Genomic DNA, 13,666 nt, shown 5'->3' with positions numbered 1-13,666 from the left:
GCACACACTGCGGTTTATACTTATGCCCTATACTGGTAACTATTGCCCGTTTATTGTTTCATCCGCCGCGCCAATCAGCACTTCTTTCCCCCGGAAAGCAAATCCATACTTTCGTATCCTCTCTTCCGGAATCCCTTTCGCCGTCAAAAGCGCAGAATACTTCCTGTCCTCAATCTGCTTTAACGCCGCATTTACCGTGTCGGACAGCTCTTTCTCCCTCCTCGGCTGGAACACTTTAAATTCCATAAGAATCGCGTCGTCCCCGGTATGCACAGGCTCCAGCATCACATCATATCTCCCAAATCCACTTTCCCGGTTCGATGTGAGCATATATCTCCCTCTCAATTCCACCATCAGCCCTAATACAAAACCATGATAAAAACGTTCCGGCTGCGACTTCGACGGATTTTTCCCCGTATCAAAAGAACTGAACATCGTCTGCGCCACACTGTTCATATAATCGTTCATCGCATCCAAATCACCCAAAAGCAGCGCCTTAATGAAACTGTTGTAATCCGATGCATTCCCCTGGAACCACCCTTTTACCATGCTGCAAAACATCATCCTGACTTCCAGATTCGTGAGGGCAAGCTCGTAATCCGGCTCCTTTACGCCATCGAATCCTCCCCCATATTCTTCATAGCGGATTACCTTCAGATATCCGCTCGCCAGAAGCAGACTCCAGATTGCCATTTCATTAGAATCAAGCTGATTATACACAATCTGCTCATCCACTGGCGTTATCAAATGCTCTCCGGAAAGAAGCCTCTCAAAAGACTTCTTTATCTCCTGATTCCCCTCCCTAATCAGATTCCTTACCAGGCTGTTAGCGCTGGAATTCGCCCAATATGGCCGTAATTCCTGCGTATCCAGATAATTAATAATCGACCATGGATTATAAATATCTGTCACACTGCCAAATGTAAAGCCATCATACCACGTTTTTACATCTTGTCTTTGGGCAGATAGCCCAAATTCATCCAGCGCTCCAAAAACTTCTTCTTCTGTAAAACCAAAGCTCTCTGCATATTCTCTTGATGTCGTCGTAACTACTTTCAGGTTATTCAAATCCGAAAAAACAGACTCCTTACTTACCCTCGTAATCCCTGTCATAATGGCACGTTCCAAATATGGGTTCGTCTTAAACGTGGAATTAAACAGAGCGCGGATAAACTCTGTAAGCTCATCCCAGTATCCATTCACATATGCTTCCTGCATCGGCGTATCATATTCATCCAGAAGAATAATCGCCCTTTTTCCGTAATACCTTCCAAGAAAATCCGACAGGGAACGCAGGGAAGCCGCCGCCGTACTGTCCGGCATATCTGTAGAAACTTCCTGATAGAATGCCTTTTCTTTCTCGTTCAGCAAATTTCCTTCTGTTAAAAAACCACATTTATTATACTGTTCCTCTATCGTCCGGCAAATGCTTTTTCTCGCTTCTGTGAAAGAAGTTTCTTTCACGCCTGCAAAGCTCAGAAAAATCACCGGATAAGTCCCCTGTAATTCCCTGTATTTCTCCTCTTTCCAGATAGAAAAGCCTTCAAACAACTCCCCGCGCCCCACATAGCGCACGGAAAAAAACTGCTCCGTCATACTCATATTCAGCGTTTTCCCAAAACGTCTGGGGCGTGCGATGAGCGTCACGATATCGCCGCTCTCCCACCATTCTTTTATAAATCCTGTCTTGTCTATATAGAAGTTATTGCTTGTGATTAATCTCTCGAAATCCTGATGCCCAATACCGACGGTCCTTGCCATTCTCCCACATCCTTTCCTTCTGCCGTTCCACACTGCTTTTCATAATATATAGATGGCGATTAATTATCGCCATCTGCGCCGAGCACGGCCGCTTGCGGCATCTGCATATCTGTGCGAGTGCGCATTCCCCATAGACCTACCACTCGATTTCTTCCACCGGAAGCGGCGTTTCATTCTTGTACATCTGCGACACCTTTCCATTCTTAATCCGTATCACCCGGTCCGCCATCGGCGCAAGCGCAGAATTGTGCGTAATCACGATGACCGTCATCCCCTTCTCCCGGCACATATCCTGGAGCAGCTTAAGAATCGCCTTACCTGTCTGATAGTCCAGCGCCCCTGTAGGTTCATCGCACAGCAGTAATTTAGGGTTTTTCGCCAGAGCCCTGGCAATGGAAACCCTCTGCTGTTCCCCGCCGGAAAGCTGAGCCGGAAAATTATCCAGACGCGCTCCAAGCCCTACCTCCTCCAAAACCGTTTTAGCGTCCAGTGGATTCTTACAGATTTGAAGCGCCAGCTCCACATTCTCCTTCGCAGTCAAATTCGGCACCAGGTTATAAAACTGGAATACGAATCCGATATCATCCCTCCGATACCCGGTAAGCCGCCTGGGGGAATATTTGGCAATATTCTCTCCATCCACAAAAACCTCGCCCCGGGTTACCGTATCCATACCGCCCAATATATTTAAAACCGTAGTCTTTCCCGCTCCGCTGGGACCTACTACAATGACAAATTCACCCTTTTTAATGGAGAAATCAACACCGTCCACTGCATGGATTTCCACCTCGCCCATTTTATATACCTTTGTCACATCCGACATCCTCACAAAACCGTCTGCCTGCCTATCCATGTGTTTTCCTCCTGTTCATCATAGGTATCCTTATTCTATCATAAAATAGGGAGAGATTTCACTCGTTTTTTACCTGAATTAAAAATAGAAATTGTATTATTTGTGATAATTCGATATACTAACAACTAAGCCCCAATTTATGGATACGCTGTATTTCCGGCGCGCCTGAGGGGGATGAAAAATAATAGTTAAGGATGATGCAAATGCTGAAAGGAAAAACAGTAATTTTAGGAGTAGCGGGGGGGATCGCAGCGTATAAGATTGCCGTGCTCGCCAGACTGCTGGTAAAGCAGGATTGTGACGTGCATGTGATTATGACGCAGAATGCCACAAATTTTATCAACCCGATTACCTTTGAGACGTTGACAAACCATAAATGCCTGGTGGATACTTTTGACAGGAATTTCGAATTTCAGGTGGAGCACGTAGCATTGGCAAAGCTTGCGGACGCTGTGCTGATAGCCCCGGCTACGGCAAATATCATCGGTAAGATGGCGCACGGCCTGGCAGACGATATGCTCACTACTACCGTCCTTGCCTGCACATGCCCGAAAATCACAGCTCCGGCCATGAATACCCGTATGTACCAGAACGGAATTGTCCAGAACAATATCAAAATCCTGGAGCAAAATGGGTTTGAGATTGTGAAGCCCTCCACAGGACTGCTGGCGTGCGGCGACGAAGGAGACGGTAAAATGGCGGAACCCGAAACGCTGCTTGACTACCTGCTTCGGGAACTTGCCTGCGAAAAAGACATGAAAGGTATGAAAGTCCTGGTGACGGCAGGCCCTACGGCAGAGCCGATAGACCCTGTACGGTTCATCACGAACCATTCCACCGGAAAAATGGGATACGCCCTGGCAAAAAACTGTATGCTGCGGGGCGCAGATGTGACGCTGGTAACAGGCCCGTCGCCGCTTCCACGTCCTCCTTTTGTACATGTAGAAGAAATCACGTCTGCCCATGAAATGTTCGAAGCGGTAACTTCGCGGGCTCCCGCGCAGGATATCATCATCAAAGCAGCCGCGGTGGCAGATTACCGCCCCCGCCATGTAAGCGCCGAAAAGGTGAAAAAGTCAGGCGACGCCCTGTCTCTGGAGCTGGAGCGCACGGAGGATATCTTAAAATACCTTGGAGAGCATAAGCAGCCCGGCCAGTTCTTATGTGGATTTTCTATGGAAACAGAACACATGATTGAGAATTCCCGCCAAAAACTGGCGCGGAAAAATCTGGACATGATTGCTGCAAACAATCTAAAACAGGCTGGCGCCGGTTTTGGCACGGATACCAATATTATCACGCTAATTACACAGGATCAGGAAATCAGCCTGGAGCTGATGAGCAAGGACTCAGCGGCAGAAAAAATCGTAGATTTCATTTTGCAGCAGAAGAACCCAGGAGGAGGAAATTAGAATGAAATGCTATGAAGCAGTATGGGAAATTTTTAACGAATGCGCCAATAACCAGATGCGCGACGTATTTTTTGAAGAAATTGAAACAGACAACATTGAAGACTGGCTGCATCGGAAATTCAAAGGAAAAGAACTTACTTTTGAAAGAAGCGTTCTAGCGGACGGCACGATCCTATACGATATAGACGCTTCCGGAATCAAACAGAGATATTCATTTACGGAGATATAAGCTATGAAAAAGAAATTAAGAATCTGGATGAACCGCCGGAGTAAAATGCAGATTATTGCCCTGGGCTTTCTATGCCTGATACTCTTTGGAACGTTCCTGCTGATGATGCCCTTCTCCGCCCGAAGCGGAGAAGTGACGGACTTTGGCGACGCCCTGTTTACTGCTACTTCCGCCACCTGTGTTACCGGGTTGGTGCGGGTCGACACCTGGGCGCACTGGACTGTATTTGGACAAATTGTCATTCTTTTGCTTATCCAAACCGGAGGGCTGGGTTTCATGACGGTAAGCGTACTGTTCTCCATCGTACTCAAGCGCAAAATCGGCCTTCGGGAACGCGGTTTGCTCTCGGAGAGCGTAAACGCCCTCCAAGTAGGAGGAATTGTCCATTTAATGAAGAAAATCCTCATGGGCACCGTATTAGTTGAGGGCGCCGGCGCCGCGCTTCTTTCCCTGCGGTTCTGCAGGGAACTCGGATTTTTACGCGGGATTTATTACGGGATTTTCCACTCCGTATCCGCATTCTGCAACGCTGGATTTGACTTGATGGGATATCAGGGCGAATATTCTTCCCTGATAAATTACTCCGGCGACTGGCTGGTAAACCTGACAATTACAGCGCTGATTTTTATCGGCGGAATCGGCTTTATCGTCTGGGATGACGTAAGCCGGCACGGAATCCATTTTAAGAAATACAGGGTACACTCAAAAATCGTACTGACCACAAGTACTGTGCTTTTGTTTGGAGGCGCTTTTCTTTTCTATATCTTTGAGTCCAAAAACCTGGCGCTGGGGCTTAGCGGCGGCGAGACATTCCTTACCTGCCTGTTTGACTCCGTAACCACAAGAACCGCAGGCTTCAACACTACAGATATCGCGCAGCTCTCCGACAGCAGCAAGCTTTTAAGCATCATTTTAATGTTTATCGGAGGCAGTCCCGGCTCTACGGCAGGCGGAATTAAAACCACCACATTCCTGGTCCTGCTTCTCTATGTGCGGGCAAATATCAAACGCACCCGCGGCGTAAACATTTTCAGACGGCGAATCGATGACGACGCCATCAAAAGAGCCAGCGGAGTGGCATGTACCAATATGCTGCTGGCGCTGACTGCCGCACTGATTATCTGCGGAAACCAGGCGCTGGATCTGCGGGATGTACTTTTGGAAACGGTTTCGGCAATCAGCACCGTAGGCATGTCAACCGGAATCACCAGGGAGCTAACGGCAATTTCGCAGTTTGCAGTGATCCTGCTGATGTACAGCGGAAGAGTAGGAAGCCTGTCTATGGCGCTCTCTTTTACAGAAAGGAAAAAAATCTCTCCCTATGAACTGCCGGAAGAAAAAATCCTAATCGGATAATGGAGGTAGATATGGAAATAAAAATCAAAAACAAAAGAACTGTAGTGCTGATGATTACTTTTGCAATACTGCTCCACTGGGGATTGAACCATCTTTCTATGCTTCCCGGAATCGTTTCTTATTTAGTCGGCATCCTCTTTCCCTTCCTTCTGGGAGGGGCAATCGCATTCATCCTGAATGTACCTGTAAAAAATATTGAACGAATGATAGGTCCGGCATTTAAAGAGAAAAAAATGCTGCTGCGCGCCGTCAGCATCACCCTTTCTTTCTTACTGACCCTGGGAATCGTGGCGTTTGTAGTAATCATGGTGATACCGGAACTGGTCGACACACTGGGCCAGCTGAACAAGGGCATCCCAGGATTTTTAGACAACACAATCAACTGGCTTCTCAAAGTCACAAAGAACTATCCGGAAGTAACAAAATATCTTATGTCTATAGAACTGAACTGGTCAGAACTTACGCATAAAGCCCTGGTATTTCTACAGGAAAGCGTAGGGAATGTCGTAAGCTCCACAGTAGGTATGGCCACATCTGTTATCGGCGGACTTACCTCTTTGATGCTGGGATTTATCTTCTCCATTTATATTCTGGCAGAAAAAGAAAAACTCGGAATGCAGTCCCGCAAAGTTATCTATGCATATCTTCCGAAACATACGGTAACATACATCCTGAAAATAGGCCGGCTGTCAAACCGTACCTTTTCCGGATTCATCTCAGGGCAGTGTACGGAAGCTGCCGCTTTCGGGCTTCTATGCTACATAGCTATGATCATTTTCGGATTTCCCTACGCCCCCTGCGTATCGGTGTTGATTGGTTTTATGACGCTGCTTCCTGTTGTCGGCGCATTCTTAGGCACCGCCCTGGGCGCGCTCCTGATTATGGTAAGCAGCCCTCTGAAAGCTCTCTGGTTTGTGGTACTGATTATCGTACTGCAGCAGATTGACGAAAACCTGATTTACCCCCGGATTGTCGGAAACTCCGTGGGGCTTCCCAGCCTGTGGGTACTGGCGGCAGTCACGATTGGCGGCAGCCTGATGGGCGTCCTGGGAATGTTGATTTTTGTCCCCCTCGTCTCAGTACTCTATGCGCTTTTCCGGGAAAACGTATATAAAAACCTGAGAAAAAAAGAAATTACAGATGAAATGCTCAAAGAATAATAAAATAGATATTTTTAAGGCTGCTGCAATACAGTCCTATTGCAGCAGCCTTCTTTCTCAGCGGAGCGCCGCAAACGCATCTTCCACGTACGAATTATCCGCCAGTTCAAAATTCCCCAGATCCGCATACTTCGCAAATTCCGGCTCTATCGGCATTTTCCCAAGAACAGGAACGCCAAGTTCCGCCCCAATCTCATCAATATGGCTCTCACCGAACACTTTCAGCTCTTTGCCGCAGTCGGGGCATTTGAAATAGCTGTAGTTCTCTACAATCCCAAGAACTTTAATATTCATCGCCTTTGCCATATTGTAGGCTTTCTTTACAATCATACGCACCAAATCCTGCGGGGACGACACGATAACAATCCCCTCCACCGGAAGGGACTGGAACACCGTCAGAGGCACGTCGCCTGTTCCGGGCGGCATATCTACGAACAGATAATCCAGCTCCCCCCAGATAACATCTGTCCAGAACTGCTTTACCATATTTGAAATCACAGGCCCTCTCCAGATAACAGGCGACTCTTCATCCGGCATCAGCAGGTTAATAGACATGACTTTAATATCATTCTCACTAAGCATAGGATAAATCCCCTCGTCCCCCGCCTGCGCCGGACCGTGAAGCCCATACATTTTAGGGATAGACGGGCCTGTGATATCCGCATCCAGGATTCCCACACGGTATCCTTTCTTTGCCATCATATTCGCCAGGGACGCGGTCACCATAGATTTCCCCACGCCTCCCTTTCCGCTGACCACACCGATTACATGCTTAATCTCCGTATAGCAGTTCGGCTCAGCCTGAAAACTCTGGGGCTGCTGCCTGGACGGGCATCCCTCACAGCTTTCTTTCGTACAGCCTGTATTACTGCATTCTTTTTCTGCCATTGTATTTTCCTCCTTACATCGTACCGGATTTCCGGCACCCTTCTCTATATGTTACACCGTTTCCGGCATTTTTACAAGGGCTGGAAACGCATGGTTTACCGCATCTTTGCCGCATCTTTCATGATGATTAAGCGCTTCCCTGGCTTTATCTCCTCGCTTTCCAAGCCGTTCAGTTCGCAGATACGTCCCGGGGTTGTGTAGTAAGTCTTGGCGATATCCCATAAGCTGTCGCCCTGCTGCACAATATAGCCGACGATTCCCGGCAGCTCTTGTATTTTCTTCAAATCCAAATCGTGCTCTTCTACATCTGTGATGCATTCTTCATTATGCACCTGGACAATCAGCACTCCAAGATTTACAGACGCCTTTACTTCCAGCTCTTCACTGTCAATCATCATCGTAGAAAGCTGCTCTAGCTCTGTCTGCAGAGAGAACCTGCAGTCCGGATTGATTCCTTCCACTTCAATGGTATGCTGAAAAGGAACCATGCCATGCATTAAGGCAAAAGGCAGGCTATCGTCTGCTGTGATGTAAAGAATGCTGACATACACCGCTCCTTCAATCTGGATGCCCCGGTCGGTAATCTGCGTCTCATCAATCTTAACTTCACCCTTACTGTGACAGATTTGAAGCATCCTGGGACGGTTCGGCTCCATGCGGATGCGCTCGTTTGTCCTGCATTTGGAAAAATTCTTCATTACCAGGCTTTCATAGACTTCCTGCGTCGTGATTGGCTCCAGCCGCCGCAGCGGAGTATACACATCTGCCAGTATTTCCACTCTCTCCTCTTCGTACAGCTTGATATCCAGATCCAGGACTGCCTCTACCTGAATCACCCTCTCCTCCCCGTCATAATCAGGGCGCACCTCCAAATTACTTCCTGCAAGGGTAACTTCTACGTCCGGTATCATAGATGAGGTACAGCCGCCGCACTCGATGCTTCCTGAAAATGGCAGGGATGTTTCAATCCACTGCTTCGTAGCATTTTCATCATCCCCCGCATACAGCACGAAAATGAACAGTTCTCCTCTGATATCAATCTGCCCGTCATTCACACGGATATCTGTTCCGCGCAGCTGAACACTGTCCCAGAGCAGTTCCCCAATGTTGGGCTTATTCGACGCCAGGTTTATCTCATCTTTGACACGCAGAATATCGCGTTTCTGCACTGCCAAGGAAAGGGTCGTCAGTTCTTTTGTCCGTGCTGTCACCTCATCAATCCCGTGCAGTTCCACCGCCGCCTGCGTATCATAAAGCTCCTCAATGGAGGCCGCAAAGGAAACAAGGGCATGGATACTTAGCTTCCTGGAATTTATAAGCTGGACACTCAAGTCCTCCATATCCCATTTTACCCGGATATTGTCCCCCGCCATAGCGCCTTCCAGGTTCAGCTTTTCCTCAAACGGAATTTTCGTGACCAGCCTATGTATCTGCCGTTCCCCATCATCCGAGACGTAGAGAATCTTCACCTCCAGATACCCGCTTAGAAAAACCTGGTTTTCCAGAATTTTTGTTTCCTCTATTTTTAAGTTTCCTTCTTCCTGAATCACATCCCCGGCATCCGGCTTAGTGTCAGGTACATTCATGTCCTCCTCTAAGGTAATCTGGTTCACCGCCCTGCCTTTCTGGCGGTTCATGCGGATATTCTTTTTCAGCAATTCCATACGAAAACCTCCCATCCTATATTCTGCATAATTCCTGTAACAGTCCGGATCTGCATCCTAACCAGGAGCTGCACGGCAAGCGGATACAGAGCCCGGCTGCTGCCAATTTCCTGTTTATTTCATTCTATGCAGAAGGTTGTTTCGTATGCATAGTATTCCTTCCCGCTTAATCAAACAAAACCTCCGCCTCCTGGGCCTCGATTTTGATAACCAGATAAGGATAAGAAGCCTCGTCCCGGATTTCCTGGTCGCGTGGCGGCCCAATCAGGCTCGTGTCTACATGCAGCCCATCCTCCGCCAGAAATACTTCATTTACTGCGATGCTGTATCCTCCCGTTTTCTGCTGCCCATATCCCCGTACCAGGTACATATACCCCTGATCCTCATAAGTCAGCTTAATCTCTCCCTGTTTATTCTCTTCAATAATCACCGCCAGCTCCGATGGAACCTCATCCGGTTCCACCACCGTAAATTCCACTTCCGTTTTCGCCATATTTCCTACCTGTTTCATCTCACAGCCTGTCAGCAAAATCATCAGACTCAGGCACCATATTCCAAAAATCTGCAAACCCTTTTTCAATTTCATACCTGCCACCTGCTTTTTCTTTTATCCTATTATGGCCAACGCAGATTTATTCCCGCGCGCTCAGGGAAACAGAACCCCTCCGCAGATTGTCCGGTATTTCTCCTGCAGGCGCCTTATAGTATCCCTCTTGGCAAATTCATAAGCTCCAAGCCTGCTGACCGGCATGATGCCCATCAGTGAATTTGTAACAAAACACTCCTCAAACTCCCCTAAACTATCCGGAAAAATCTTCCTCTCTTCCACATCGCAGCATTCCATCACATACCCGCGCATAATCCCCGGAAGCAGGCCGCAGGAAAGCTTTGGCGTAAAAATCTCTCCCTTTCGGACAAAAAACACATTGGAAACTGCGCCTTCACAGATTTCCCCCCTCCCATTTAAGAAAACCACCTCATCCAGCCCCCTGGCAGCAGCCCGGCGCTTTTCCAGAATGCATTCTCCGTAATTCAGCGTTTTATGATAGGTAAACGGCGAGCTTTCATTACGTCTCACCTCAGAAAAATCCATCACAAACCCACGCTCATAATCTTTTCTGGTATAATGGTTCTCTCTGGTCAAAAACAGCTTATTCTCTCCGGATACCACAATTTTCAATACCCCTGCGCGGATATTTTTTTCCTCCAGATATGCAGACACCTCATCCTCCGTCACCCGGCTCTGGATTCCCAGAAATTCCAGCGTCTCTGCAAGCCTCGCCAGGTGCCTGTCTAAAAAAACAGGGCGGTCATAAACCGCCACCGTCTCAAAAGCTCCTATGCCAAACAGATACCCTTCATCCAATACGATATTCATCTTTCTCTCCTTTTAACACACGCTGCTCAGCAGCAGCCTGCCCAGCCCCTCCACATCCGGCACAATCTGCCCAGCTCCCGCCGTCTCCAGCTCCCCGCGGCTCCCAAACCCATATAGTACCCCTACCGTGTCCAGCCCACAGGCTCTGCCGCCCAGTACATCATGTTTCCTGTCTCCAACCATAACGGCGCTTCCCATGTCAGAAATCCCGTTTCCATCCAGCACGCACCGAATGACCTCCTCTTTCTTGGTCCTGCTTCCGTCCAGATTGCTTCCCTGCACATCGTCAAAATATCCCATAAGCCCAAAATGCTCCAGAATCTGATTCGTGTAAACCGTCGGCTTCGAAGTAGCTACAAACAGATGGCAGCTTCTGGCTTTCAGCTCTTCCAGAAGCTCCTGGATTCCCGGATACACACTATTCTCAAACATTCCTCTATCCGCAAAATACTCTCTGTATTTCCACACTGCCTCGCCCGCTTTCTGTGCGTCAAACCCGTAATATTCTATAAAAGATTCCTGCAGAGGCGGCCCGATAAACCTTCTCAGCTTCTGTATGTCCTTCTCATAAACTCCATAATACTCCAACGCATAAACCACGGAATGGATAATGCCCTCTGCCGAATCTGTCAATGTTCCGTCTAAATCAAACAAGATATATTTTTTCATCCCTGCATTGCCTCCAGTACTGCTTTTGCTTTTTGCTGCGTCTCCTCATATTCAAATCCCCGCTCTGACTCACAGGTAATTCCTCCGCCCACGCCCAGATGATATACCCCATCCTGATACAAGGCAGTTCGTATGACGATATTAAAATCACATTCGCCGTCCAGCGTCAAATATCCCATGGAACCAGTATAGAGGTTTCTTCTCCCATGCTCCAGCTCATCAATAATCTCCATCGCGCGCAGTTTCGGCGCGCCTGTGATGGAACCTCCCGGAAATGCCGCCTCAATCAAATCCATTACATTTTTCCCCGGCGCAAGCTCTCCCTCCACGTTCGCTGACAGGTGGAACACCGTAGCATATTCTTCTATCTGAAACAGTTCCGTTACCTTCACGCTCCCCGGCACACACACACGGTTCAAGTCATTTCTCTCCAAATCCACAATCATCAACAGTTCGCTTCTATCCTTCTCCGACTCCCAAAGCTCCTTTCTAAGCATGGCGTCCTCCTGTGGATTTTCCCCTCTTTTCCGCGTCCCCTTAATAGGGCGCGTCACGACATGGCCGCCTCTCATCTGGAGAAAGCGCTCCGGCGAAGCGCACACCACCTGAAAATCCCCATACTGGAAATACCCGCCGAAGGGAGAGGGATTGTTCCTGCGCAGCGCCCGGAACACCTGATACGGGCTTCGCCTGCTGCGTACAGCAAGCTGACGGGTCATATTCATAATATAAATATCGCCTTCCGTGATATAGTCTATCACATCATCCACCGCTTTTAAATACTCGCTTTCTTCAAAATCTGACTCCGTCTGAATTTCACAGGCCGCCGCCTCTTCCTCCTCATCCGAAACTTCCCTGATTCGTTTCAAAATTTCATCCAGCATCTCCCCGCTGTCTTTTGTCTTTCCGTTTGCAATCAAATACAACCTGTTCTCCTTGTGGCTTTCCACCAGGAACACATCATAAAAACACAGAATACACGCCGGGATATCTACTTTCTCCTTGTGGCAGCTCTCCACACCCTCTTTCTCCCTTCCGTAATCATACGAAAAATACCCGATAGCCCCTGAAACAATCGGAAGCCCGGTATCATTTTCATCCCTGTGATTTTCCAGATACTCCTTTACATATACTTCAAAGCTTTGTTCACATTCCTTGCCGTTCACTGTAAATTTATCCCCATTTTTCAGCGTCAGGTATGGAAAAACTCCCACAATTGAATACTGCCCCAGTTCATTTTGCAGGGAAGAATCCAAAAACACCGACATCTCCTCCTCTGCAAACAAATCAAAAATCCCCGAAAGCGCCGGATAATCCTCAAGCATTCTTATAGTCCGCATGAACATCCCTCCATTCCCGGCAGATTCTTCCGAAATTCTCCAAAAGCTCTTTACCATATTCTGTTAACACTGCCTCCGGATGAAACTGCACCCCGTAAACAGGATATATCCGATGGGAAATTCCCATAATTACCCCCTCCTCAGATACTGCATCTATAAGCAGCTCCTGCGGAAAATCTCTCCCCGATACAGTCAGCGAATGATAACGCGTTACCAGAAAATCTCGCGGAAGCCCCGCGAAAACCCCGCCGCCCCTGTGAATAATTTCCGTCACCTTCCCATGCACGGGGCATTTGCCTTTTTCCACCCGGGCGCCAAAATAATGGCCTATTACCTGATGTCCCAGACATACGCCCAAAATTGGTATTTTCCCCTTAAATCTCTCCAGAATCCGCAGCGATGCTGCCGCGTCAGACGGCTTTCCCGGCCCCGGTGATAAGATAATCCCCTCCGGGCACAGCGCCTCAATCTCCGAAAGCGTAATTTCACCTTCACGCTTTACCAGAACTTCCTGCCCCAGCTCCCTGAAATAAGCCGACAGGTTATAGACAAACGAATCATAATTATCCAGCATAAAATACATAGAACCCCGCCTTTCCGAAATAAATTCGGCATAGTCGTTATCCCGGCAGTTGTCAGGTCCGTATCCTCGCCTCTTTCAGACAGTGTACCGTAAATCCTGCACGTACGCAAGAACTTTTTCACCTAATTTCAAATCGCGGTTTGTCGAGGAGGTTGCCGCTTACACCATACAGTTATGGAACCGATAGTTTCTGTGCTTACTCCGGACAGTCACGGAACCGATAGTCCTCATGTTTACGCCGTACGCCGGGAAGCCTGCCGCATATCCCACACGGACGGAGACAACGCGCCGGTGAACTAACCGTCGGAGAAACACGCAGCGCGTGTTTCTCTGCCGCGGTGGTCGCCGAGTGGGCATGCAAGCCTGCCCGTTC

At 48.3% G+C, this 13,666-nt stretch carries 13 protein-coding genes; 4 read left to right on the top strand and 9 right to left on the bottom strand.

Features of this window, described 5'->3' with window-relative positions:
* Positions 1-39: 39 nt before the first annotated feature.
* Positions 40-1,761 (bottom strand): AAA family ATPase, encoded by a 1,722-nt coding sequence (locus NFR99_RS03775; RefSeq protein WP_251352803.1) that lies wholly within the window; start codon positions 1,759-1,761, stop codon positions 40-42.
* A 136-nt stretch (positions 1,762-1,897) separates the two neighbouring features.
* Positions 1,898-2,614, bottom strand: a complete 717-nt coding sequence (locus NFR99_RS03770; protein ID WP_251352801.1) for an ABC transporter ATP-binding protein — start codon at positions 2,612-2,614, stop codon at positions 1,898-1,900.
* A 203-nt stretch (positions 2,615-2,817) separates the two neighbouring features.
* On the opposite strand from NFR99_RS03770, the gene coaBC reads away from it, so the two are divergent.
* Genes coaBC through NFR99_RS03750 form a run of 4 tightly spaced genes read left to right on the top strand, consistent with a single transcriptional unit; the run spans position 2,818 to position 6,771 of the window.
* Positions 2,818-4,026 carry a bifunctional phosphopantothenoylcysteine decarboxylase/phosphopantothenate--cysteine ligase CoaBC gene (coaBC, locus tag NFR99_RS03765; RefSeq protein WP_251352798.1) on the top strand — a complete coding sequence of 403 codons (1,209 nt, stop codon included), beginning with the start codon at positions 2,818-2,820 and terminating at the stop codon, positions 4,024-4,026.
* A 1-nt stretch (position 4,027) separates the two neighbouring features.
* Positions 4,028-4,255, top strand: coding sequence for a hypothetical protein (locus tag NFR99_RS03760; RefSeq protein WP_251352797.1), 228 nt, complete (start codon positions 4,028-4,030; stop codon positions 4,253-4,255).
* A gap of 3 nt (positions 4,256-4,258) precedes the next feature.
* On the top strand, positions 4,259-5,611 hold the full coding sequence (locus NFR99_RS03755; protein WP_251352795.1) for a TrkH family potassium uptake protein: 1,353 nt from the start codon (positions 4,259-4,261) through the stop codon (positions 5,609-5,611).
* Positions 5,612-5,622: 11 nt separating this feature from the next.
* Positions 5,623-6,771: an AI-2E family transporter gene (locus NFR99_RS03750; protein ID WP_158604833.1), complete on the top strand. Its 1,149-nt coding sequence runs from the start codon at positions 5,623-5,625 to the stop codon at positions 6,769-6,771.
* A 57-nt stretch (positions 6,772-6,828) separates the two neighbouring features.
* On the opposite strand, the gene NFR99_RS03745 is transcribed toward NFR99_RS03750, so the two are convergent.
* The 7 genes from NFR99_RS03745 to NFR99_RS03715 all read right to left on the bottom strand — a co-directional run bounded on the left by NFR99_RS03745 (position 6,829) and on the right by NFR99_RS03715 (position 13,293).
* Entirely contained in the window at positions 6,829-7,659 is an 831-nt protein-coding gene (locus tag NFR99_RS03745; protein ID WP_120483171.1) for an Mrp/NBP35 family ATP-binding protein, read from the bottom strand.
* Between the two features lie 95 nt (positions 7,660-7,754).
* A complete protein-coding gene (locus tag NFR99_RS03740; protein ID WP_120483173.1) occupies positions 7,755-9,323 on the bottom strand; it encodes a DUF3794 and LysM peptidoglycan-binding domain-containing protein in 1,569 nt (522 codons plus the stop codon).
* A gap of 166 nt (positions 9,324-9,489) precedes the next feature.
* The gene (locus NFR99_RS03735; protein WP_120483175.1) at positions 9,490-9,909 is read right to left on the bottom strand and encodes a protease complex subunit PrcB family protein; all 420 of its coding nucleotides are present in this window, start codon (positions 9,907-9,909) and stop codon (positions 9,490-9,492) included.
* Between the two features lie 60 nt (positions 9,910-9,969).
* Positions 9,970-10,701, bottom strand: a complete 732-nt coding sequence (locus tag NFR99_RS03730; protein ID WP_251352793.1) for an aminotransferase class IV — start codon at positions 10,699-10,701, stop codon at positions 9,970-9,972.
* Positions 10,702-10,713: 12 nt separating this feature from the next.
* Positions 10,714-11,370, bottom strand: coding sequence for an HAD family hydrolase (locus tag NFR99_RS03725; protein WP_120483179.1), 657 nt, complete (start codon positions 11,368-11,370; stop codon positions 10,714-10,716).
* A complete protein-coding gene (gene pabB, locus NFR99_RS03720; RefSeq protein WP_251352791.1) occupies positions 11,367-12,710 on the bottom strand; it encodes an aminodeoxychorismate synthase component I in 1,344 nt (447 codons plus the stop codon). The genes NFR99_RS03725 and pabB overlap by 4 nt, the downstream gene beginning before the upstream one ends.
* Entirely contained in the window at positions 12,688-13,293 is a 606-nt protein-coding gene (locus NFR99_RS03715) for an anthranilate synthase component II (RefSeq protein ID WP_251352789.1), read from the bottom strand. Before NFR99_RS03715 ends, pabB begins: the two co-directional genes overlap by 23 nt.
* Between the last annotated feature and the right edge of the window lie 373 nt (positions 13,294-13,666).

Source organism: Hominisplanchenecus murintestinalis, assembly GCF_943193015.1.
GTDB lineage: Bacteria > Bacillota > Clostridia > Lachnospirales > Lachnospiraceae > Hominisplanchenecus_A > Hominisplanchenecus_A murintestinalis.
Note: the sequence above shows the minus strand (reverse complement) of the source record. Positions and strands in the feature narration are given on the sequence as shown.